This is a genomic window from Lysinibacillus sp. fkY74-1, assembly GCF_053165895.1.
Genome location: NZ_CP170173.1, coordinates 1,319,835 through 1,345,384, shown reverse-complemented (window position 1 = coordinate 1,345,384; position 25,550 = coordinate 1,319,835). Strand labels below are relative to the sequence as shown.

General features: G+C 33.2%; 18 protein-coding genes. 6 read left to right on the top strand and 12 right to left on the bottom strand.

Features of this window, described 5'->3' with window-relative positions; genetic code table 11:
* Window positions 1-400: 400 nt before the first annotated feature.
* Together ACE1MS_RS06310 and ACE1MS_RS06305 are read right to left on the bottom strand one after the other, a co-directional pair.
* Window positions 401-4,540, bottom strand: coding sequence for a chitobiase/beta-hexosaminidase C-terminal domain-containing protein (locus ACE1MS_RS06310; protein WP_447402770.1), 4,140 nt, complete (start codon window positions 4,538-4,540; stop codon window positions 401-403).
* A 78-nt stretch (window positions 4,541-4,618) separates the two neighbouring features.
* Window positions 4,619-6,484 (bottom strand): S-layer homology domain-containing protein, encoded by a 1,866-nt coding sequence (locus tag ACE1MS_RS06305; protein ID WP_447402769.1) that lies wholly within the window; start codon window positions 6,482-6,484, stop codon window positions 4,619-4,621.
* 678 nt (window positions 6,485-7,162) lie between these two features.
* On the opposite strand from ACE1MS_RS06305, the gene ACE1MS_RS06300 reads away from it, so the two are divergent.
* The 3 genes from ACE1MS_RS06300 to ACE1MS_RS06290 all read left to right on the top strand — a co-directional run bounded on the left by ACE1MS_RS06300 (window position 7,163) and on the right by ACE1MS_RS06290 (window position 8,319).
* Window positions 7,163-7,525 (top strand): DUF2085 domain-containing protein, encoded by a 363-nt coding sequence (locus ACE1MS_RS06300; protein ID WP_051563202.1) that lies wholly within the window; start codon window positions 7,163-7,165, stop codon window positions 7,523-7,525.
* 18 nt (window positions 7,526-7,543) lie between these two features.
* Complete coding sequence (locus ACE1MS_RS06295; protein ID WP_031417829.1) at window positions 7,544-7,825, top strand: zinc-ribbon domain-containing protein; 282 nt, start codon at window positions 7,544-7,546, stop codon at window positions 7,823-7,825.
* Window positions 7,826-7,995: 170 nt separating this feature from the next.
* Window positions 7,996-8,319 (top strand): zinc-ribbon domain-containing protein, encoded by a 324-nt coding sequence (locus ACE1MS_RS06290; protein WP_036161079.1) that lies wholly within the window; start codon window positions 7,996-7,998, stop codon window positions 8,317-8,319.
* Between the two features lie 222 nt (window positions 8,320-8,541).
* Here the strand turns inward: ACE1MS_RS06290 and ACE1MS_RS06285 are convergent, their stop codons facing one another.
* The 9 genes from ACE1MS_RS06285 to ACE1MS_RS06245 all read right to left on the bottom strand — a co-directional run bounded on the left by ACE1MS_RS06285 (window position 8,542) and on the right by ACE1MS_RS06245 (window position 18,973).
* Entirely contained in the window at window positions 8,542-8,748 is a 207-nt protein-coding gene (locus ACE1MS_RS06285) for a TM2 domain-containing protein (protein ID WP_012293527.1), read from the bottom strand.
* Between the two features lie 246 nt (window positions 8,749-8,994).
* A complete protein-coding gene (locus ACE1MS_RS06280) occupies window positions 8,995-9,324 on the bottom strand; it encodes a cupin domain-containing protein (protein ID WP_197223372.1) in 330 nt (109 codons plus the stop codon).
* A 27-nt stretch (window positions 9,325-9,351) separates the two neighbouring features.
* On the bottom strand, window positions 9,352-10,332 hold the full coding sequence (locus ACE1MS_RS06275) for an ABC transporter substrate-binding protein (protein WP_012293525.1): 981 nt from the start codon (window positions 10,330-10,332) through the stop codon (window positions 9,352-9,354).
* A gap of 83 nt (window positions 10,333-10,415) precedes the next feature.
* Window positions 10,416-11,243, bottom strand: a complete 828-nt coding sequence (locus ACE1MS_RS06270) for a helix-turn-helix transcriptional regulator (RefSeq protein ID WP_012293524.1) — start codon at window positions 11,241-11,243, stop codon at window positions 10,416-10,418.
* Between the two features lie 419 nt (window positions 11,244-11,662).
* Window positions 11,663-13,000 (bottom strand): opine metallophore biosynthesis dehydrogenase, encoded by a 1,338-nt coding sequence (locus tag ACE1MS_RS06265; protein WP_447402768.1) that lies wholly within the window; start codon window positions 12,998-13,000, stop codon window positions 11,663-11,665.
* A gap of 23 nt (window positions 13,001-13,023) precedes the next feature.
* Window positions 13,024-13,818, bottom strand: a complete 795-nt coding sequence (locus ACE1MS_RS06260) for a nicotianamine synthase family protein (protein WP_031417826.1) — start codon at window positions 13,816-13,818, stop codon at window positions 13,024-13,026.
* A gap of 476 nt (window positions 13,819-14,294) precedes the next feature.
* Entirely contained in the window at window positions 14,295-16,004 is a 1,710-nt protein-coding gene (locus tag ACE1MS_RS06255; RefSeq protein ID WP_051563200.1) for a methyl-accepting chemotaxis protein, read from the bottom strand.
* A 363-nt stretch (window positions 16,005-16,367) separates the two neighbouring features.
* Complete coding sequence (locus tag ACE1MS_RS06250; protein WP_012293519.1) at window positions 16,368-17,861, bottom strand: helix-turn-helix domain-containing protein; 1,494 nt, start codon at window positions 17,859-17,861, stop codon at window positions 16,368-16,370.
* Between the two features lie 416 nt (window positions 17,862-18,277).
* Window positions 18,278-18,973, bottom strand: a complete 696-nt coding sequence (locus ACE1MS_RS06245) for a response regulator transcription factor (RefSeq protein ID WP_447402767.1) — start codon at window positions 18,971-18,973, stop codon at window positions 18,278-18,280.
* A 396-nt stretch (window positions 18,974-19,369) separates the two neighbouring features.
* On the opposite strand from ACE1MS_RS06245, the gene ACE1MS_RS06240 reads away from it, so the two are divergent.
* Genes ACE1MS_RS06240 through ACE1MS_RS06230 form a run of 3 tightly spaced genes read left to right on the top strand, consistent with a single transcriptional unit; the run spans window position 19,370 to window position 22,988 of the window.
* Window positions 19,370-20,446: a GerAB/ArcD/ProY family transporter gene (locus tag ACE1MS_RS06240; protein ID WP_447402766.1), complete on the top strand. Its 1,077-nt coding sequence runs from the start codon at window positions 19,370-19,372 to the stop codon at window positions 20,444-20,446.
* Window positions 20,433-21,833 (top strand): spore germination protein, encoded by a 1,401-nt coding sequence (locus tag ACE1MS_RS06235; protein WP_447402765.1) that lies wholly within the window; start codon window positions 20,433-20,435, stop codon window positions 21,831-21,833. Before ACE1MS_RS06240 ends, ACE1MS_RS06235 begins: the two co-directional genes overlap by 14 nt.
* Before the next feature lie 27 nt (window positions 21,834-21,860).
* On the top strand, window positions 21,861-22,988 hold the full coding sequence (locus ACE1MS_RS06230; RefSeq protein WP_036215097.1) for a Ger(x)C family spore germination protein: 1,128 nt from the start codon (window positions 21,861-21,863) through the stop codon (window positions 22,986-22,988).
* A 345-nt stretch (window positions 22,989-23,333) separates the two neighbouring features.
* On the opposite strand, the gene ACE1MS_RS06225 is transcribed toward ACE1MS_RS06230, so the two are convergent.
* A complete protein-coding gene (locus ACE1MS_RS06225; protein ID WP_447402962.1) occupies window positions 23,334-24,881 on the bottom strand; it encodes an esterase/lipase family protein in 1,548 nt (515 codons plus the stop codon).
* Window positions 24,882-25,550 lie beyond the last annotated feature (669 nt).

The window sequence follows — 25,550 nt, the reverse complement described above, 5'->3', positions numbered from 1 at the left end:
CGCAAAAGTTATATACCTTTTCAATTATGAGTCATTAAACCCTTAATGTTTAACTACCTCATTAAAGATTACGTAGCATAAAATAACGTTTAGTTTGTCGGGTCTTACCGCCCTATTAAAGACTTAACATATCTATAATATCTATTTAGTTTTTTTTCGTCAATTTTTTCGTTTTCATATTTAAAATACATAGGACCATCAAATATCTGCCGTTGAAAGAATTCTTGTCCACAGAAATGAATCTACTATAGGCTAGTTATGAATGAGGTAAAGTAAAAGCCACTCCAAAAGTTTGGAATGGCTAATTTTTTTACTGTACTTCATGAATACTGTCCGTACTGTTTAATTATCAAAATAAAGTATGTTTAGCATATGCTTTACATTGTTCCTGCAAGTATCATTACTTAAATTCAATTTCCTCTGCCGATGCCCCTTTTGTATACGTTATGGTCGATCCAGCAGGTAAATTACGGATTTCTTTTACATTTTTTCCTTCAATAATAATGGAACCAATTTTCGTACCTTTAAAGTCAATAATCGCATTTCCTTTTTTAGGACTGATCACTACAGTTTTGTTTGCAAATCCTTCGCCATGGAATTCGGCATATTGACTAAATACTGCAATGCCATTTTTAATAATGGTATTTTCCCCTAACGTTAATGAAATGCTTGGACGATTCACTATTAATTTACCAGTCTTGTAGTGATTAAAGCTATATACATTTTCAGGTACTATTGGTGTTGGTATTTCTTCTTTTCCTGCTTGCAAATCAATTTGAACTAATACAGGGTCATGATCCGATGCTCTGCCTTGTGCCTCTGTAAAGTTCGCATTCATATGAATTAGGTCAATTTCCGTAACATCCGCAAGATGATTCGAAACTAAAATATGATCCAACACTTGATTGTTCCCTTGGAAGAAGTACGTAAAACGATCTTGCTCTGGGGCTTTATCTATCATATTCGTTAAAACATCTCCTTTCAATGTTTCAAGTGCTGGTGTGAACTCAAAGTCATTCATGTCCCCTGCCACTATGAAATTTAAATTCGGATTTATGGCAAGTCCTTCATCGATAAAATCATTGATGGCCTGAGCAAGTTGAATACGTTTCTTAACTGATTCTAAAACTGGTGGCTGTGTTGGTCCCCAAAGTGAACCATTCCCACCTTTAGAATTTAAGTGAGCTCCGATAATAACTACACGTTCATCTTGGAATTCAAATTCCGCTGCAATTGGTTTTCGTGTATCTACAAATTTTGATGGATCAACAAAGCCAGGATTTAAAGCAAGGCTTCCATCTGCTGTCCATGTATTCGCTTGGTTGCCTAACCCTTTTATACCTGACACTAATGAAACACGTGTCGGATTATATAGATAGCCAACACGAATATTACCGCCTGGTGCACCGCCTACTGTATTGTTAATTGGCATGACATCAATCCAATCATAAGCAGGACCACCCGCAGCTTTTATCGCATGAATTAATCGCATGTAGCTTTCAGATGCATCTGCATTTCCTGAATCAATTTGACCATCGTTATCTTGAACTTCGACTAATGTAATAATATCTGGTGACTTCATATTATTTACAAATGTCGCTGCAATTCTGTCTACTTTTTCGTTAGATGTATTGGCAGGATTATTCGAAAAGTTTTCGATATTATAAGAAGCGACATTTAATTTGTCCGCTACTGGTTGAAGATGCGTCACTTCTTGTTGAAGATGTGCCTTTGTTACATTAGGAAAAACATTATTCGTGTTCAGTCGATAGCCATCTGTAAAGTTTTCTACAAATCCGATAAGCGGTTCATTAAAGCGATCCCCTGAATCATAATTTTTTCCAGCTACTCCTTCAAGCATAATTTTTTCTGGATTATAATCATCGGCTGCAATATTTAAACCGCCATTCACATTAAATGTATTATTTGTTGTGCTTGGTACAACAATTGGTGAATCATTATTGTACATCGGTCCAATCACTCTCGCCTCTGGGAACGATACTCGCATATACTCAATGGATTCCCAAAAATCGATGCCATCTTCTTGTGGATCAAAAATTGCCAAGCCATCATTATCAATAATTTTATTTGGCGGGAATAGATCCTCTCCTATCACAAGAGGCTCTGGAATTACTGCTTTACCTGTTTTTGTAATATTGGTTGCTGAAATTTGCGTATCTCTTAATCGAGAGTTGCCACCCGCTTCAGTTACATTTCCTGATACTTTAATAACGTCCCCTACTACTACATTATGTGCCGACTTACTTACCTTGATCGCTGTCGATTTTACGCCATCGAATGCTGTCTCGCCTTCTTGCATAATGAAGCTACTTGAATTAATAACGAATGTTACAATTCCTTCTACATCATTTACTGCTAAATTGACATATGGCGATAGGTGGCTTGCCCCTTGAATATCGCTAATTGTGGCATTGTTAGTATCAATCATCTCATAAACAAATGTAGCAATCGCACTATTCGTTAAACCTTCTTTCACTGCAATCGCTTTAATCGTCAATGGCTGATTAACAATAATTTCCCCTGTATACTTTGTACTAGCTGTTGTTGGTGCAGAGCCGTCCAATGTGTAATAGATCGTTGCACCTTCTGTCATGGTAGAAAGCGTAACCTTCGTACCAGCTGTTATTCCACCAACGTGAGAAGCTTTGATATCCTGAACCTTTGTTACATCTTCAATAATGCGAAGCGGGAGGAGTTGATGATTTGTATATTGACCAACAATGCCTGTAATTTCCCCATACGTTTTTCCACTTACTAAACCAGAGTCTCTTGTTTTATCATAAATAGCAAATGTGCCTGCATCATCAGTTCCGGTAAAGTTTTGACCTGAACCAGTAATAGCAACATTTTTAATGGTTACTAATTTCGATTCATTGTCTTCTCCAACCTCAATACTTTTAATAATATGTGCCTCTGGTATTGTAGAAGGAACAGGCATGCCAACAAGCGAAATATTCGTTAATTGCTTTAGTCCACTATATTCATCTACTTTACCTTGCACCAACACCCGATCACCGACTTTTGCAGTAAGACTATCTACAGGATAAATAGCTATCGCCGCGCCGTCTTCATCTTGAATGTGAGCAGTCGCTGTTTCTAATTTTGCTGTTACAATACCTGATACGGTTACCACTTGTCCTATTTCTTTATTACGTGCTTCCGTAATCGAAATATGGGTTGGTGCATCTTTAATTGTAAAATTAAAGGTCGTCATTCCACTATCGTTTAAGCCCGTTGCTGTAGCAAATGCTTTAATCGTCATTGCTTCATTTACAACAATGCCCGCTGCTGTATTATAAACCTCACTAGCTGTTGACGGTTCGGAACCATCTAACGTGTAATAGATTGTTGCATTTGGTGTATCTGTAGACAATGTTACCTTTGTACCTGCAAAAACTTCACCCGTTGCTGGAAAAGCTTTCACATTCGTTACTTCTGTAGGCACATAATTTAATACTAATTGAAAGCTTTCCGCGTTTAACGTTTTTAACTGATATGCCCCGTTAAAAATGGAAGCAATCCCTGTCACTGTAATCACATCATTGTTATTGAACCCATCTGCTTCAAATTGAGAGAACTGATAGCCCGTACGGTTATCATGGCGAATTAAAAGCTCGTTATTTTCTGCATCAGCTGCTTTAAACTCAAATGTTCCATACGTACCAGATGACGCTAAATCTTTAATCTTCACATTTTCCAGTGTAATTAACTTACCTTGTATACTGTCATCAATGGGTAGATTAACTATTTGTGGTGCTGGTGCTGTCCCTGAAGAAATGCGTTCAATTGTTGGCGAATTAAATTGAACTTCTCCACTAAATAAACTCGTTTTCCCTGTGATTTTGACAATATCTCCAACAGCTAAGCTCCCTGCTTCAGTTGAATTAGAGAAAACATATACCCCTGCAGACTCATCCTGTACATAGAAGGCCTTGCCACCCCAGCTACCAGGTGTTGCTGTAACGGTCCCTTGAATCTGAACTATACGGTCTGTTCCAACAGCTGCACGAGCTTCGGCAATTGTCCCTTCTGTGACAGAAGGATTAGTCGGTTCTGTTGGTTCACTTCCAACGAACTCAATTGAAGTGGGTGATTTTAGCCCTGCATGACTACCAAAATATTTATCTAGTGACCCTGTTATTTTAATTTTTTTCCCAAGATTACTTGGGTTTGTTTTTAAACCAAAGTTGGCTCTATATGAGCTTGGGGAGGTTGGTAATTGAATATACAGCATTTTCGTGACATCTGTTTCACCAGGTGTGTCGGCAATAGCCAGATTTGTGTCGCTATCTGCTATCACTGAATACGAAGTTTCACCTTTAACAAACCCAACTATATATCCTTCCACAGTAACATTATTCCTAGCTGAATTGGGATCAAATTGGTTGACAGCTTCCCCCACTCCAATAGCTTCTGTCGTTTCCGCCTTTACAACTGTTAGGTAGGGCAAAATCATAGAAATTACAAGTAAAAATGATAACGCTATTTTGGAAACGAAATTAAATTCATATTTCTTCATTCATTTAGCTCCTTAGATTTTTTACTTTTAACCTTTTCTCTATCTTGCAAAGGAATTTACAGAAAAGTTATTAGTCAATTACTCAATTACTGTGTTTCCTTCAACAGATAACCCATCTAAACTGATGTTAACATTTGGTGCATCAATGATTAAATCACCTGCAATAATACCAGTACTACCAGTTGGCATTAAAGAATATCTCCCTTTAGCTGTTGGAGCTGTTATCGTTACATTCCCCATCAAGGTATGACCATTCAAATCAATCATGACTAAATCTGTTAATGTTACATCTGAAGACACTGGAGCTATTAATTTAATTACGTCTCCTGCTTTAGCTTTTTTTAATGCTTGTTTTAATTCCTCAGCATTCTTAACATTAAATTCATTCACTTTTTCTGGGGGAATAACTGGATCAGGGGCCACATTTCCTCCACCTGTGTTTGGTGCCCCAGTACTCGGCGAAGAACCTCCAATAATTGCCTTAATTTTGCTAGCCACCGAGGCATAATTCGTAATAATCTTTGTTACAGATGAACCTGTTGGGATCGATAAGTTATTTATTAGTAAATCTGAACCGATTGAAACTCTTGCATCAGGGTTTAGAATCGTAAAATAATTAACTACACCAGCAGCATTTAACGCTAATTCCGCGGGCGTGGAAAGCAAAAGTCGTTCAAACTTTACATTTCCAGTCATATTCAGTTTTGCCGTAGAATCTATTGTTACCTTATTTGCTGCTCCATCAATATTGATAGCGGATATAGCAGCTGTCATAATAATTTCAGAAATGACTGTGTTCGACACAATCGAAATATTATTTCGTTTGACATGTACTTTTCCAGTATGCGAATTTTTAATTTTCAATACAGGTGTACTTTGATTTGCAATTTTATTTTCTAAAGAAGCATTAGCTCCATCCATGGTATCTACTAAAATTCCGTCAGTAACTGTGGCTCCATCAAATTCCACTTTTGTTTTAACAGTTGGGGTAATAGTCGCTTTTCCTGTAACCGATATATTTTTAACTGTCACACCATCTGCGTTAATTGTTATGGAATCAAGCGTTGCATTTGTATTGAATACAACTCCCTTCTCTACTGAACCTGCATTATTTAAAACAACATTATTTACTTTTGTCATCACACCATTTTTAATTGTTGCTGTAATTTCAGCCTCCAATAGTGCGGTTCTGTTTTCAGTGGTAAAAATTGACTTTACTGAATCATTAAAAAGATAGGTCTTACCATTAATAGTAATTTCATTCGCTGTATAGTCTTCAACTTTAAACGTTACACTTTGAGAGGGGTGAGAAATCGAAGGACCAACCGCTTCTGAACGATTAATAAATGCAGCCATTTGCCCTCGTGTTACATTTGAAGAACCATCAAATAATGTAGCTGTCTTGCCATTCGTTACGTTGTTTTCATATAAAGCAGCAATCGCTTCTTTGTACTCAGCACGCACATCCGTGAATGGTAATGAATTTGTATTCGAAGCTTTTAAATGAAACGCGTTCGCTAAAATCTTTGCTACATGGTTACGTTGAATATAATCACCCTGACGAAATGTTCCATCTTCATACCCATCAATAATCCCCTCTTGCTTTAAAGCCGCAATAGCTCCAAAATATGGCTGAGTAGTAGAAATATCTTTAAAATTGGGATTGCTAACATTGGATGTGTCTAGTCCTAAAACACTTGCAATAATTTTAGCAGCTTGTCCACGTGTTAAGTTTTGTTCAGGTTTAAATGTGCCATCTTGGAACCCATTAATCATGCCACGATCATGTAAATGCTTAATGTCGTCATAAAATGGATGCGTTCGATGGACATCCTTAAAGCTACTTGCTTCTGATGCAATCGGTGCTACCACCACTACTGTTGAAGCCGTTAATGCCATTGCTGTTATTGCTTTTAAATACTTCGATTTCCTCCATTTACTCATACTTAGAGTAATACCTCCCCATTTTCCTATTTAATAAGGGTATTGTTTAATCCAATGAATGAATTCAAGGTAATTGTCAAAATTAACACTACCAAAATATTGGTTAACATAGTAATTTTAACAGAAAAATAATAAAAACATTCTAATTTATTATTAATATTCTAAATACTATGTAAAATAATCTATAGTAAACTTTAACAATATGAATAAGAGAAGTAATATCAGCTCTTTGTCTTTTTCCCCTGCCGTTACATTAAATTTTTCCGCTTATATAAGCCAGAGACAAGGTAAATGCTCTATCACTTTTAAAGAAATTGAAACATTTGCCCCTTTCTCCTCAACCTTTTTCACAATGCGATAATCACTTTAACTGAAAAAAGCTGATGAGTTTCAACTACTCAATCAGCTTTGGAAACCGCACTTATTTATTACTATTGACCCCCCCATAATATAAAGATGGCCTATATATCTTTGCCGAAGCTGTCGACTTCTTAATAGCTCAAAAAAAACTTTATTATCCTCTGTCAAACGCTCTTTTGAACTATCTTTCCGAACAACTAATTTCTCATTCAATCAATATTTAAAAAATTATATATTTAAAACTAAATTATGTAGTATATTCCATAAATTCTATTTATGTTATATACTATACGCTAGAATAATAAAGGAGTTACAGTTTTGGAAAATAGTATTAATTTTCTTTTGAAGGTTGTTTTCTTTTGCCATCAAAGACCAGACCGGTCATTTCATTATAATGGGAAAAAATTCCCACTATGTGCAAGGTGTACTGGTATGGCAGTAGGCTATCTCTTATCCATACTATTAGTCATACTTTTAGGAAGATTTGATTTATGGATTATAGCCTTATTAATTTTACCAATGGCTATCGATGGTATAGGACAATTATTTGGTAAATGGACAAGTAATAATAATAGGCGGTTCCTCACTGGATTACCTGGTGGAATCGGCATTATTTATCTTTTCTATACTATTGGTTACCAATTTTTTTTACTTGGCCAATATGTTGGAAGAAATCTATAAAATACTGGAGGACCTATTATGTATTGTAAAAATTGCGGCGAACAAATTTCGGAGCACGCAGAAATTTGTATCCACTGTGGAGTCCGCGTAAAAAATGCAAGTGGTGAAGACAAACCCAACTGGGCCGTTAACATACTTACACTTTGCTGTGTGCCACTTGTTGGATTAGTGTTGTTCTTTGTTTGGAAAGACGAAAAACCAATTGCGGCTAAATCTGCTTTAACTTTCTTCTTTATTAACTTAGGACTTATCATATTATTCTATATTGCCATGCTCCTTATAGGATTATTTAGTTCCTAAATCGAGTGATTACATATGTAAGGTATTTATTGTAGTGAACATAATCTTTTTTAGCTAAATATGCTCTATAAGGGATGTACGTTCAACCGTTATCGATACTATACTAATTAGCTGAACAGCAGAAAAAAGTTGGTAAATGGGCATTTTCTAAGATGCAGGAGGTCTTTAATATGTATTGTCCCAATTGTGGTTCTAGCGTTAACGAGAATGCCGAAATTTGTCTACACTGTGGCGTTAACATATTAAAATTTAGCGGTCAAGTAACTGCGGCAAAAAATGATACACCAAACATTTGGATTAATGTACTCAGTTTATGCTGTTTCCCTATACTTGGAATTATTATCTATTTTGTATGGAAAGATACACAACCTAAAGCAGCAAAATCAGCTTTAATATATGCTTTGTTTGGTATAGCTATATCAATCATTATCACGATTATTTCATTTGTAATAGGCGTTGTAGTAGAGATGATGAATGATAGCTATTATTACTAAAAAAGTGATTATTTTAATGTAGCTGCAGTATACTGTTAGCTTAAAGTACTTAAACAATAAGATCCGCTCAATTAGTTAACCACTAAATAAATAAGAAGGGTAGACATTTAGAAAAGTCTCCCTTCTTTTATCGCATTACTATAAATAAAATCAACAAGCTGAAAATAATCTATGTACAAGCCCATCGTTTTTATATTTCAATAATTTACCAATTATGTTCTATTACGATTTAATAATGTTGCCGTCCTTATCAGTAAATTTACCAACGATTATCATAATTAAATCAATAATTGTCCAAATACCCAATCCACCTAATGTTAAAAACATTAAAATTCCTGTACCGATTTTACCAGCATAAAAACGGTGAACACCTAGACTTCCTAAAAAGAAACAAAGTAATAATGTTGCTACGAAACTTCTGTCTGACATAAAATACCTCCAATAAATTTATAAATACTATAGTATGAGACCCTACCAAATAAGTATATTACAATTTAAGTATTTTTCAACATTTTTTTCCTCGAAATTCATTCTATTTTTTTGATACTTTACTCCTATAAAATAGTTCTTCTGAAGGTCGATATATTTTTATTAACACACTTATCTCCATCTCTAGCTTGCCTCGTTCGTTCAATAAAAAAGAGCTGACTATGCAGCTCTAGAATTTTTGTTATTTTATTTACTATCAGTATTTACTATGCCTTTAGGCTCCACTAGCATAATATGGCATTCTTTTTCGGCAAAAGGCTTATGCGCAGGGCCACCTGGAATTATAACCATCTCCCCTTGTGAAATTTTCACCTGGCCATCGCGAAAAGCGATAAATAGCTCTCCTTCGAGGACAATAAATACTTTATCCGCTCCTTGATGCTCATGCCATATAAAATCTCCATCAATCTTAACCAGCTTGAATTGGAAATCGTGTATTTCACCAATAACTTTTGGTGCCCATAATTCATTTATTTGAGCTGCACTCTCATTCAGATTAATAGCTTGATAATACATATACTTCTCTCCCTTTATTTGTTCTACTTAATTTTTTAGAGCTTTTGTTATATTTTGCAAAGCGTATTCCATAGCTAGTGGGCCACCAGTAATAGCAGATGTATCCATCAAATGAATATTTCCTTTCTTTACCGCGTTCATATTATTCCAAACATTATTTTCATTTAACTCACTCAGTAATGTTTCTTTTTTGGTTATATCCCCTATAAGGAAAATATGGTCTGCTTGAATAGTTGAAATTCCTTCGAACGCAGAAAACTGATTGCTCTTACCATTAAATGTGATATCTGGTGTAAGTCCCAACCCCTTTTCTTTATCAAACGCAAGTGTATAAACAGGGTTATCTTCACCCAAAACATTAAAAGTTTTTCCATCCCATGACACTATAAGTGCTACTGACTCTCCTTCAATCGATTTTAAATCTTCACGCCCAGTTGTAATTGCTTGCATCATTTTTTCAATTACTTTTTCAGCTTCGTCCTCTTTGCCAATAATCTCGGCTACTGTACGGAGACCATATTGCCAATCTTCATAAATATCCTGGTATTTTAAAGTAATGACTGGCGCTATTTTTTCAAGTGATTCATACAGTTTTTCATGATGTTCTGTTGCTAAAATAAAATCAGGCTCGGTCGATAGAGTTTTTTCAATACTAGGAGACAATTTATCTCCTAATTCTTCGGTTGAATCTAGTTTTCCATTTAAATAGGCTAAAGAAGATAGATACTCTTTATCTGTAGAAGCTGTAGGCGGCTCACCCAGTGCAACTAATATTTCTGGGTAAAAATACCAAAGCGACGCTATTTTTTCAGGTTTCTTCTCGATAACTATTTCTTTACCTAAGGCATCCTTAATGGTTCTTGGCCAATCAGTAGTATCCTGCTGAATCGCTGAAGTAGATGTCTCTTTTGTAGATATTCCTTTATTTTCAGTTGGTGTTTCATTACAGCCTCCTAGTATTCCAGCTAATAAAAGTATTGAGAAACACAATCCTTTCATCTTTTGCATCCTTAATTCCTCCAACATATGATCTTTGATATGCCATTAGTATAGTAAAGGCATTGATAGATTTGAATGGATGCTTGTTGAAACTAGCATGGATTATTAATGAACTTCTCACGAAACTCTTTAGGAGGTATACCAAATTGTTTCTTAAACACTCTACTAAAATAAAAGGGGTCATCCATTCCAACAGCCTGCGCAATTTGTTGTACAGGAGCATCACTTTTAAAGAGCATTTCTTGTGCCATGTTTATACGGTATTTCAATAAATATTCTGCTGGTCCCATCCCTGCATGTTTTCTAAATACATAAGATAGCCGATTTCGATTCACGTTATATTGTTCTGCAAGCAAGGGAATTGTAAGGCTTTGATAATAGTGTTCATGAATATAGGAAGATACCTGCTCAAATAAAATATGTGATTGACAGCTATTTTGCCGATTAACCACACATAATAAAGCCTCATTCAATACATCACGAAATAGCATTTCAGTCTGAAACCTAGAAATGCCTCCGCGCTGATTATACACATGCCAAAGACGCATAACTAATTCGATAAGACGAGGAGATTGTCCAGTTGATAATTCAAAATGTTGATGAGAAAAGCCTGCCTCCTGCGGTTCTGAGTTACATATGCGATAGAGAACAAGGATATATTCCCAATTCGTATTATCAAAATTCTTTTGATCCAGTTTCATTTTTGCACCGCCATGCACAATTTTTCCTGGAGAAAAGATATAAGGTGTGCCATTGAAATGAAATTGTATTTTTCCATTAAGTGGAAAAACAAATCCAGGAAAAGCATCTGTATAGTCAGCGTATGGCACACCTGAATTACTAGCATATCGATATATTCCTTCTACTTGAAATGGAATATGTGCTAAATATTCTGCTAACTGATTTACATCGATGTTCAAATTGCATACCTCATTTCAAAAATTGTTTACCAGTAATCGTAAAATTCTAGCTATACATCTTGAATAACTTTTGACCATAAACAGCGTATACCCTTCAATAAGCTACTGATGTAGCTAAAAGACACAGACATTTTAGGTCTGTTCCTCTATCTTTTTACAGAAGTCCATTCTGCAATATTATTCAAACGTATTTAGCCTAACATGCGAAAAGGTGGAGATGACGATGCTCGTCTATCTCCACCTTATCGATAATGATTATCATTGTCAATTTAAAATAGAACCACCCATCTACTAATTGGTGGCTTGCACTACGCATTTATTTAGCAATAACTTCAGACTTTTGAAGAGTCCGCTAATTCTTAGTTTTCATACGACCGCTAAAGCCAGCTTAATGATACGACTGATTGAAAACTTAATAACTAATTAATCATGTTACATATTTTCTTCCCTGTCTTTTGTTTTTCACTTAAAATTAAATCCTTACAAATCATCTCGATTTCTTGTGAATAGGATTTTATTTGGAAGGCATCAGAAAATATTTTATTCCTAGATGTAGCCACAACTTGCTGTAGTTTTTTTTCGTAGGTTTGGACAAAATGATCAAGCGTTGGGCTTTCCAATTTCAGGGCACTCGCAATCCCTTGTATGATTTTCATACGAAAATAGTCCTCTTTTGGCATTCTAGGAATATCCCATTCTCCATCAAGATTTTTATACATTCCTTTAAAAGGGATTGCCGAAAAATCAAAGTATTTTCCTTCATTGTTTGGTATAGAAAATGGATCAATTAATAAAGAAGCATAACGAATATAGAGCAAATATTCTTGATGTATAGATTCAAGTTTATTAAAATTCTCGATTTCCTGTCTATTTATACTTGCTGGCTGCAATGGATAATTATCATCTACCATAAACTTTAATAAATTGAGAGGTTGAATATTGAAGTGGTTTGTAATTTTCATCATTTCTCCCCAATAGGTTAGTAAATGCCTAATCATAGTATAAGTAATAGGCCCCTCAGGATAAAGCTTATACACATATTTTGTTACGTTATCCTCCTCAAATACTGCTTTTAATGCAAAATCATTCATAAATAAGGGAGGATGGACGTACAAAGAAATATTCCTTGTTTCTGCCTCAAGGGGACAAGCTAATTTTTTCAAATGAATTCCCAAATCCTTAAATAATTCAGTAATTTTAACTAGTCTAGGAGACGTTGAGTAGGTTGAGCCAATATAAATTGTATTCTTCACTCCTGTTGTCAAAACTTCATTTGATGGAATTCCACCTATCCATCTAGTATCTCCATAATATGTGGAAAAACTAATGATCTCTGCATGAGGGCAAAGATTCTTTAGAAAATTAGCCATTAAAAGACTAGAACCAAATGTAGGTGAGATTAATATATAGCTACTAACCTCCTTCAATACTTTTGTATCTATTTGTGCTAATACAGCTAGATAAGAATCTGTCGTCACACAAAGGACAACAGTATCCCACTTTCCAGATATTTTATGATACCCCTTAAAACATGCATCAATCTTACATACTCCTGAAACAGCCTGATGTTGTGTATTTTGTACAGACACCTTAAGTACAAGCTGATGCTGAACAACTGCTTCAAAGAAAATATTGGAACGTACAGATTCTCGACCTGCAATAGCAATTTTACTCTTGAAAAAATTTTTGAAATTCACAGCTAATTGAATGACTGTAGGCCCTGTTCCTAACAGTAATACATGATTAAAATAAGTCATAGCTTTCTCCTCACCTATTAAATTCATTGTACCTTTTGATATAAAACAACATCAAAGACATGTTGAGGTTGCATAACTTCTTCTATTATATGCCATTTATTTTCGTCTACATTTTGCCTAGGGTAGTTAAAAAGAGACTTTAGTCCATTTCCATAACGCATAGCAATCAGCACATCTTTATTTGTCACATCATATAATTGGTCTAAAATGTCATATTTATTACTTACGGTGGAACTAAATATAACATGACTAATTTGCTGCATAACTGTTAGCTCCTCTAATGTCTTCTTATCAATTTGAATGGATAAATGACTTCCTAATTTATTTACTAGATGTTTGCTCAGCTGAATCGCCTCATCATCAATATCTATTCCAAAAACGTCTGCTCCTGTTTGTTCTGCAACCATTAATAATGTTATGGGAAAAGACCCAGAACCTATCAAAAGTACCTTCGATTGACTGGTAACTTGAAAACCTCCAAATTCCTTGCCAATACAAGCTCCTATATTACGAAAGTAATCGGTCATCTCTTTCTCTTCATGACTTAGTAATACCGCCCAATGTTTCTCTAGGATTTGGACACAAACAGCAGAATTATTTCTTAAATTGTCGATTAATGATAGTATCTCTATCGATTGTTTGATATGTTTCCATTGTTTTTCATTATCACGATTGATTATAAAAGAAGAATAATCATCCATTAATTCACATAGCTCATCATAATCAATTAGAAGATGATCTTTGTTTTGCTGAATCATGAACTTAAATTTTTTATCAAAGTACTTTAATTTTTTTAACAATAGCTCGATATCGTTCACTTGCCCCACTCCTATTTTGAGAATTAAAGTTCAATATATGCTATACCTTCTAAAACTATTGCAACATATCCTTGAGAATCTGAATTTGACCGTTCAGCAAAAAAGAATGAAGGGAGTAACGAAATTAGGTTATCCCAGCTATGTTATTAAGCGATAGAAAAGGCATTGACATCAGGCTAGCACCTACTTATGAATAGCCCAGATTGATGACGTCTAAGGAATCTATCTAACTCCTATAATTTCACAAAAAAAAACCAGAAGCTCACCTATAATAGGAGCTTCTGGTTATTCATTTGTGCAAATGTCTAGAGTACCTGGCTGGTTATAGGAAGTAAGTGTAACATCAAGCGTATCCTTTTACTTAGCTGTTTATCCAATCCTTTTATCCTTGCCTAAGAACTTCGATTATCCTTTAACTGAAATAATTGTAGAATAACTTCAATTCCTCTTATGTACTTCTTAAAAAATCTGCCACGTCAAACTTTAAACGTATTTGTTTTATTTTGTAATTCTTCTGCCATTTTAGAAAGTGTAAAAGTAGATGCAGTAATTTCTTCCATGGAAGCTAGCTGTTCCTCAGTAGCTGCCGAAATATTTTGTGTTCCCTCCGCAGAACTTTGAGCGATTCCGTTGATCTGCTTCATAGAATCAGTCATATGTCTCATTTCTATCGCCATATGCTCTACTGAAGTAGAAATCCCCTGAACTTGAGCCGAAACTTCCTTGGTAGCATGTTGAATTTTCTTAAAGGATTCTCCTGCCGTGTTTACACAGTTTATACCTATAACCACTTCATTTGTTGTGAATTGCATTGAATCTACCGCTCTATTCGTTTCCGTTTGAATCCCATCAATTAATACAGAAATTCTCCGTGCAGACAAAGAGGATTCTTCAGCTAATTTTCGAACTTCTTCTGAAACCACAGCAAATCCTTTACCATTTTCCCCTGCTCTTGCCGCTTCTATAGCTGCATTTAATGCTAATAAATTCGTCTGTTCAGCAATACTTGTAATAACTTCTACAATTTGCCCAATCTCTGATGAGCGATCTCCTAAACCAAAAATCACATTATTTAGACTATCAATAGACGTTTGGATTTTGTTCATTTGCTGAACAGCGTTTTTAATAATTTCATTTCCATCCACCGAAATTTGTTCTGCATGAATAGCTGCCTCTGATACGCTAGTTGAATTACTTTCGATTGTTTGGACATCTTGGGCCATTTGCGTAACAATATCTTCTGTTTCTATTAGTGTTCGAACTTGATGCTCTGTTCCACTTGCAATATCTAACGTAACAGTTGCAATATGCTCACTGGCTTTACTTGTTTGTTCCGTACTTGCCGTGAGTTCATTAGAAAACGCTGCCATATGTTCAGACGATTGCTTCACCTGACCTATTAAATCTCTTAATTTAGTAATCATACGATTAAGTGATGCAGATAATACGCCAATTTCATCCTTAGAATCATAGTCTACACTAAAATTTAATTCTCCCGCTTCTGCCCGTTGGACAGCAGTTTTTATTTTATCTATTGGAGCTGTTATATATGTACGGACACCAATAAAACCGAACACAACATACAGTATGCTTAATACCGTTGAAATGATCAATGTATACCTAGTATTTTTATTTACTTCTTCTACACTTTCCTTATACAAAGAGCTTGCATAGTCTCTATTTAATTGTGTTAACTCTCGACCTTTTGATAAAATCCTATTATACTCAGGCTCAGCAATAGAATAATAGAGATTTAATGCTTCCTCATTCTTATTGGCAAGACTTAATTCGAATACTTTTTCCATAGTTTCTTTAAAACTTGGATATTCATCAATCAGTTCATTTATTATTTCTGCTTCATCTGACTTTAAGCTGGTGTCATTAAGTAATTGAAGATTCATTTCATTTTCCTCAAAAGCCTTCTTTACCCCAGCATGAATTTCATTAATCGTTTTTTCATCAGTGTAATGGAAGGAACGATACATGTATGTTAAAATAATACGGTTATTTAGCCTATAATCAGTCAAAACTATACCTGGTTCTAAGCGGTCCTTAAATATATCCTCTATATTATTTTTTAAAGATTTCATCGTATTGTATCCAACGACTTGAATAATACCAACTGTAAAAATGGATATTAACATTAAAACTAATAATTTTTTCATTGTAGAAAGATTGCGTAACATCATAATTACCCCCTTCGATTGGAAATATAGCAAACGAAAATTTGTATGAATTAACGGTTATTCACTTAATAACAAAAACGTTTGGTCTTACTTTATCACCGGTTCGTTTCCCAAGTACCCAAACTACTTTATACAGAAAGGTAACCAAAAAGACTATGTATTTTAACCCCTTCATTTGAAAATGGTTAAAGGTAGTACAATGATGATTCTTTGTCTAAAGCAAGATGGTATGCACTCATAAAAATGAAGCAGTCAGATGTATAACCATTATGTTTTTCTACTATTTTTAAGAATAGTATTCAAAATAATCAAATAATTCTTGTTTCAGTTTTCTTGTCTCAAAATCAATGAAATCCCCACACTTTATACTTGACTTAATAATGTTTTTAAAAGTAATTGGTCTGGCTGTTGTTCTTTAGTAAAGTAAATTTTTTGAAGTCTTTTACCTAGCCTGAAAAAATCCTCTCTCCCAGGTATAGAATCCCATACAAAAATATCTTCTTTGTCTTTAGCAATATTTAAGTATAGGCGATCAGTAATGATCAATTCGGCTTCTTCATCTTTTGTACAATAATCAACATGCGAAAAGACGCGTTTGACCTTATCGAATAAATAATGAACATCATGGATCAAGGAGTATATTTTTATTTTTATGGTGCTTCTTTTAAGAACATCGATTGATTGCTTTAGTAATCTATGATATCTACCAATTAAAAGCTCTCTTCGTTCAAAAACCTTATAAAATTCTTCATTCTCTAAAAGATAGTCGTAAAATTGATTCATGATTTCAATTTGTATAGTAGCATGACAATCAAATCTCTTTTTATAAAGGTCCTCTTTAAATAAAAATGCAGGACCAGAAAAATTCAATGTATGATAATGAAGGTTCAGTAAGTTTACAAACAGTACTCCATATTCCTCTATATCTAAAGTAATTGAAAAGAACTTCCTAAATTTCTCCATCCAATACAAAGTAGCTTGTACAAATAATTCTTGATTATGGTATTGACCAAAATTCATCATTAAACTTATGGAACTTTCACTTTTCTCATAACGATGCTGAGACTCTAGAAATGAAAATGAAAACTTTATCTCTTTCTCTATTGCTTCATCATTCAGGTTTGTGAATTTTTTAAATAAAACACTAAATGTTTGTGAAAATTTTTCAAATTGATAATGATGTTCTGTATATCTTGTATATGCCACGTCATCTTCTATGACAAAACCCATTTTAGCCCGTATTAAGCAAATCGCTAGCAAGTATAATACGGAAATTTGAAATTCTCGATTATAGTCCTTAATAATTTCTACTATTTCCTCTCTAGATATTCCTAAAAAAGGCCAAGTTTCTCCCCAACATGAATTCCAATAGAACAAATAGTAAAAGTAACGAAATTGTTTTTCAGATCCTTCAAGTGTAATGAAATCTTGAGACGTATATTTTAATTGAAATTCATTTAATAAAGGCTTAATTTTATTTATTTGACGATATATAGAAGCTTGACTTGTAAAATTTTCTATAATAAACATATTAAAATCGACTAATTTATTATAAAAAATATCATTGAAAATTTTATATGCTAACGAATTTTGCAGGTAAAATCTTTCGATTGTTTTAATCGAAAAATAATCTTTATAATCCAATTTAAATTGCTTTTGTTTCAGTTCGTTTAAAAAAATAGCTTCATCAAATTTTTCTAAATCACTTGAGAGTTCTGTCACTATTTTTAAGATGGTTCTTTCAGATAAATCCATTTTTTTAGCTAACTCCTGACTAGAAAAGAATCGTTTTTCATTATGGATATGATCTAACAGTTGCACCTTTTGTAAAGTGAAACGATCTAAAAAATTATACATACTCTCACCTCTATTTCTTACGAATTTCTCTACCAATATAGATACACCTATATAGAACTGGTAACAATATTATGGTTTATTACACTTTTTTTAAAACCCAGCGAGCAAAGATTGCTATTAAATTCTTTCGGAATAATTAAATATACCTATATTAATTAACCATTACCATAACATCTATTCACATGTCTTCAAAATCAATATTTGTTTCAAATGATACACAAATTGATAATTAGATATAAGAAAAAAGAATTATTTGTAATTTAAGCACTTTTGTTATGGCAGTCAATCATTTTATTGTCAGGAGCACCAAGTAGATACAATCAGTTAAAGTGGGAGAAAATACGTGGAATTCTTACGTGGTAGGGGTTTTCAATGAACGCAAAATTATCCGAATATAAGAAATATTCGGATTTTTATCAATGTAGTATTGTCTGTTTTTGATTATAATTCATCACATATAAATTAGATATAGCTAAATTATAAGGAATCCACCTGTTTTTAATAGCTTTTTCTATCGCCTGTAGGCGAGTCTTTACTGATAATTTGTTATAAATCTTATTAATGTTCATTTTGATTGATTTTTTGGAAATATTAAGGTTTTGACTAATCTCTTGTACGTCTTTACCTTCTGCAAGCATTAGCAAAATGACATATTCCCGCTTTGTAAAAAGATGCGATATTATTTTCTTCGAATCGAATAGTTTTAAATAGCTTTTTATAAAAGTTGTCATTGACGAGCTATCAAAATAGTATTCACCTTTAGAAATTAAGTCTATTGCTTTTGTTAATTCTATTAATTTTATATTATATAAAATAAACCCTGAGACACCAGCTAACAAAGCCTCGTGCATTTCTTCCTCTAAAATAATTGAAGTAAGAATAGCAACATATGTAGTAGGATATTCGGATCGAATTCGTTTGACATCTTCTAAGTTATTTTTACTTAGCTTATTAATGACGATAATATCTGGTTTGTATTGACTCATTAAAGCATAAAGATTTTTTGATAAGTAAATGTCTGAATAAATATTATAGTCATTCTCCAGAATTTTCACTAAGCCCATTTTTAAATAAAGATTGTTTTCTAAAATGATAATATTCTTCTTAAGCAAATTGAAAAAGCCCCCTTTTATTAAATTTGGTGCAATTTTTCTTAAAAATTTATTAGCATTTTCACTGTTTCACACTGCTTCAATATAGTTAAATATTAGCAGTTATATAAAATAAAACAAAATCTACTTTTGATTGCTTTTTAACATGCTTTGAAAATTAGTAGAGTAATTGGAGGTTTATTAGGTACGGTAGTTTGGCTGTACATAATAACAATAATGGTTGTGGGTAAAAGCTGAAATGCAGCATAGTTTACTTATTATAAATCCTCAGAAGAGAGTGAATATTTTATTCGAGAGCTATAAAGGCGTTTACGTGTGTCTATAATAAAAATACACCCCATTCGATTAGATGACCTCGGACTTGGGGAGTATTGTTAGGAGGGGGTTAATGATAAAATGAACAAAGTTTTACAGCCAATCCATGTATATTGTTTGTTATTCTTATCAGTTAGTTTTTTAGCACACTTTGTTTTAATTCCCTCAATTTTTACAGTGGTGGAACGTGAAGCTTGGATAAGTGCCTTGCTCAGTTTAATCCCCATATTCCTTTTAGCATTATTTATTTCTAGAATAACTTCTTCATTAAATAATAGTTCAATCCTTGAATTAAAAACTGTCCAAAATAATAAAACACTGTACGTATTCATCATTTATATATATATCGTTTATTTAATGTCATCAACGTTTGTCTCACTCAAATTTACGATTATTTGGGCAGAAGAAAGTTTTAACTCTGATTATCCTTATTTTATTACAGTCATTTTATTTATATTATTATGCTTTTATGGTTCCCTAAAAGGGCTTAAGACCATAGCTATCCAGTCCTTGATTATTTGTTCACTATACATTTTTTTGTTTGTTCTTCTCAATTTAGGAAACTCAATGAACAATGAATACGAACTATTATTACCAGTAAATACAAGTAATACTCCGTCCATTTATTGGGGAATATTATACATATGTATTGGTATTTTAGAAATGGGCTTTATTTTAATCGTTTTAAATGGTTATGTAAAAGAGCAACTGAAAAGGAAAGGTATACTCATATTTTCTATTCTGTTTGTCTTATTCGTTTTAATCGCTATTGTGACGGCTGTATCTGAATTCGGCATTTATCTAACGCAAAAAATGCTCTTTCCTATAAACGAGCAATGGAGAGTTTTATCATTTGGTAAGTACTTTACAAGATTAGATTCTTTATCTGTTCTCCAATTATTATCAATGGCTTTTATTCGTATATGTTTATTTATGTATATTGTGTCGTCCTTCTTTCAAAATCGAAAATTCATATTAATTGTTGGTTATTTATGCTTAACAATAGGATTATTAATTCCTTGGTCTGTTTCTGATTTTTTGTCATTTATAAAAAGCACTTATCTCCTTTCTATTTTTTTATTTTTATTCTTTTTTATGATTGTTTTCTATGTAGTAGAAAAAAAGCAAAAGGGAGTTCATCATCTTGACCGAAAATAAGGATTTTCTCTATAAAGAATTAGGCCACCAATCAGATATAACGATAAGTAGTAAATTCTATATGTTTAATAATGAAAAGCATGAAGTTATATTTGTCTATTGCCATAGTTTAGTTGATAGTGTACTTTTTTTGAATTCATTATTACCAAATATTAGATTCCTTGCTGAACACGGACATTTACATGATGTTGAAATTATAAACCGTTATTTAGAAGTATTTGAAATCAAAGAGTACCGAACAAAGACAGATGAAATGAATAGCAAAATTTTCTCAGGTTTTTTATATTTTTTCCATGTTCCATCAAATAGCTTATATTCAACCAATTTAGCTAAACTTCCTGAACGATCCATTGAAGAATCAAATATGGAAGTCTCATTAAGAGGACCGAGAGATGGGTTTGTTGAAAATATAGATACCAATTTTTCTTTAATAAGAATGAGATTAAAAAGTAAAAATTTATCAAGTAACGATTTTACAATTGGCGACACCAGTAAAACCAAAGTTTTATTACTCTATATTGAAAACTATATTGACCAAAGTACGTTAAAGAATGTACAAAGCAAACTAAATAAAATAAAAGTAGATAATATTGCAAGTAGTTATCATATTGAGGAATTACTTTATGATAAGCTGACCCTCTTTCCCCTCCTGGATTATTCAGGAAGGCCAGATTTTGTAGTAAGTTCCCTCAATAAAGGCCGTTTTGTCATACTGGTAGATGGAAGTCCAAGCTGTTTAATTGGACCCGTAAATTTATTACTTATTTTGAAAGCAGCTGAAGATGATCAAACCAATTTTTTATTTGTGAGTTTATCACGAATTTTAAGAATTACCTCTTTATTAACAAGTATATTTTTACCTGGACTTTGGATTGCATTAACTGTCCATCAACTAAACCAGCTACCCTTTCCCTTACTAGTATCAATATCTGCATCTAAAATTGGACTACCTGTTTCCTCTTCGTTCGAAATTCTTATTATGCTCATTTTTTTTGACCTTTTTCGAGAAGCGGGAATACGTTTACCTAAAGCTGTAGGTCAAACGGTTGCAGTTTTAGGAGGCTTAATAGTTGGAGATGCTGCTATAAGAGCAGGATTTACATCACCATCAACATTAGTAATTGGAGCACTTACCGTTATATCTAGCTATACATTAATTAATCAAAATGTACTAGGCAATGTATTTTTAATAAGAGTCGCAACATTAATAATTGCCTCCTTTTTTGGAATGTATGGCTTTGTTTTAAGTGTCTTATTTTTCTTAACATATATCTCGTCATTAGAAAGCTTCGGTCATCCTTACCTTTCTACATTTTCAAAAGTAAGTATACCCAATCTTATTAAAGGTTTTTTAAAAATGCCCTTTAGAATTAAAATAAAAGACTGACTGTTTTTTCAGCAGAAGGGAGTTTATATGTCCCATTACTTTACTTCCCCATACAAAATGACGTTAATTTTTCCTTTATTATTTATTCTAGGCGGCTGTTTAGGTACGAAGGAAATTCAAAGTGAAGTTTATATTACCGCTCTTGGTATAGATTATTCTAATGATATGTATCATTTATATTTTCAAGCTTTCGGATTTACCAATGTTGCGGGCTCAGATCCTGGCATTGCATCTGAGCCTGCTCCAATTGTTGTTGGACATGGAGAAGGTGAAACTATTCAGGGAGCAATCGATGATATAGAAAAGAATTCTGTTAACCCTTTGTATTATGGACATATACAAACTTTCTTTATTTCCAAAAATATATTGGATGGTCATTTGGATGAATTTTTTGATTTTTTTAGTAGGGATTATTATCTACGTTATAATACTTTAGCTTATGGATATGAAGAAGATGATATTAAAGAGATAATGAATGTACATGGTCTCTTTTACAAACCGCCAATATTAACTTTTCCTTATGATCCAAATGAACAATTATTCTTTAATTCATTCATCTCAACCAGTACTGTTCAAGACATGATTAAAAGGTATTATGAACCAGTTGGATCCATTATGGTTCCTACAATAAAAATTAGTGAAGATTATTGGATGGAGGATAATAAATCTAAAAATATTTTAAAAATAAGTGGTGCTTATTTTCTTTCACGTCAAAAATTCAATGGTTGGATAAAAGAAGAAGAACTTTCAGGGCTGGATTGGTTTAATAAGGATTTTAATAACATGAAATTATTAATAAAGGATAAGTCAGTTTCAATGTTTATTGAAACTATAGATTATCATATAGAAATTGTGGATAATTCAATTCCAAAATATATTATAAATTTAGACATTAAAGCTTCAATCAGAGAAAATCCAAAAAATATTGGAAAAGAAACAATTGAAAATGAAATTAAAAATATTATTTTATCACAGTTTCAAAGTACCTTTAATAAAGGGTTGGAAATAAACTCTGATGTCTTCAATTTTTCAGAAAAAGCTTATCGCTTCAAGCCCCAATCATGGACTGTAGATAAATTAAATTCCATTACTGAACATTCAATTAAAAAATTTAATATTCATGTTTTCATCAAGGATGATGGAGCTAAAAAGTAAGAAGGTCACCCTTCACCCTGTTGAGCGCATGATACCCCCTATTAGTCAATGTTAAAAAACTTCAATATGTTAAGATAACATTAACCTAAAGGGGGCAAAATCATTAGATTTTTCACGCTCAAGCGTGAGTGTTTCATAATAACAAAATATTTCATCTTCTGAGATGGATTGGGGTATGGTTTTAATCGTTTATTAGAAACTTGTATATCCTCATATATAGAAACATGTTTTTTTAGTATTGTATTGGCATAGCATTTTCCATACTAGTAAACATATCGAAATCTTTACTCATGATAAGTAGCTAACCTTCCTTTATATTCACTAATTTTCCTAACTAAGTCATGTCTATTTTAAATACTTAGAACGAACAATCGTCCTCTTATATGGCTCACCTTGTAAGGTTTCACCAGAAATATTTAAAGTTATGTTATATACACCAGACTTTTTATTCTCTGGAAAAATTACTGAAAATTTTTGTTGATCAACCTTTTGTATTTGTAGAGAGGAGGCAATATCTTTGCCTGCTGGATCTAGTACTTGTACATCGAAGGCAAGATTTCGTAATCTTTGATTTGCTTGTATTGTAATAATATTATTCGTTTCTAATGCTGCTGTTGGTATACTCACCTTAATCAAAGATGGGCCTCCATGTTGAACAGCTAGTAAATACGCATTATCACCTGCCTGCGTGCTTATATTTACCTTCCATTCCCCCTTCTCAGAGAGAACATTAGGAAATGTATGAGGTACCACACCATTAAAGAAAGAGGCTTCCTCATAAGATTCGATTGTCTCGTTTGTGTATTTTTTTCCTGAAGGAGATACCAACTCTATCTTGTCAGTAGTCATTCCTGTCCACAATGTAACATTATCGAGTGCGGTATCTACATAAAAAGAATGTGTAACATCATTTGATGACTGTAACTTTCCTCCATAAAAATAATGAGAAACATCTAACTCTTGAAACATATCAGTTTGAGAAAAGAATTCTTTGTTCATAATGCTAAGATCAGTAGAAGAAGACTGTAGATAATGTTCCAATCTAGAAAATACCGCAGATCCCATTCGAATATTGTCATGGTCAAGTGAGGTATCGGTAAATAGATGTGTTCCGTAAAATAATTTAGTACTCGCCTCTTTAACTAATCCATCATTTGGATCGGAAAGATATAGACCACCCATCCAGAGTGCAGATAGAAATGGCCCTGTATTAGTACCGGCAATTGTATAATAGTTGTTTTTGCTTACATTGGGGTGATTGTCTATTAGTGAGCGAAAGTGTTCCATTTCTCCAACCTGAAGTGAATATGTTCCATCATCTTTTTCACCTAGTAAATCAGCTAGCCAACCTGCCCACCAACTATATGCAAGGTCAGCTAACTCTGATCCATAATGAGGGGATCCTAAAGTAAACACTCTACCAACGTACGGATGAGCATTATTAAGTACTAATGCTGCTTGAGTATCGGGCCCACCCTTACTATGGGCAACTATATTTAATTTTTTTCCATGAAAATATTGACTGATTTCTTTTAACATAGAGGCTAATAATTTTCCGTTATCGTATTGACTATAAGAGCCTTTACCTGCTGAATCATACAATTGAACAAATACCGTTTGATATCCAGCTTCATAAGCTTTTGTATACATATCATTAAGACCGTGATATTCAGTATGACCATACCAATTGGTAGAATTACCGTTTTTTCCTTGAACGAAAACAATAGGTGGTTTATTCGGATCAGCATTAGGTGGAGTATCTCCAAGAAACCACTCTCCAGGTGTAAAACTTTCACCTGGTGGCTTCAATCCGTTTGGTTCAATCGTATTTGAGGCAAAAACATCTGGAGTAGAAAAAAGAATACTTGTCACTATACCTAATAACAAAACCATTTTTTTCAAATTGTTTCCCTCCTAATCTGTATAAATCAAGTTCGAGAAGCTGTAGAAAAGTAATTTAGATTTTATAATCACTCAATTACTACAAAAGCTTAGAAACCATAATTAGAGTAGTCTCTCAAAAAATCTTTAAATATTGATATTTTTCACATTCACCAACAGTACGATGAGGATTTTACCGTTAGATGCCCCAGCAATTTTCAAATTAAGTATTTCGTTTTTTTACAAAACTCATATAATATAGTATTCAAAATAAATATAAACTATACTTTAATACATCTGAAAATGGATTTCTAACATGGAAATTTAGGGGAAGCACTTTAGAATATAGTAAAGCAGAAATCCAATAAACCTTTATATTCTAAACGTTTTAGTTGTGGTTCTAGAGGCGTAAACCAATTCCTGTTGAAACTTGAGTTAATTTAAAAGCTGCATGTAGAGGTATCTCTTTACGTATAAACCTTAGATTAAGAATAGTCGTATATTTATGTGAGAAGCTCGTTTTGAAATATTGATAGTGACCCGGGATTCAAACATTATCCAAATAATTGTAGTTACTGAACCAGCAACTGGTTATTTAGTTTCGTTTGTATTCGGATAAAGTTATTATTACTTTTTAAAGTTCTTAGCAGTTTGTTCTACGAAGGCCGTTTTAGGAACTTC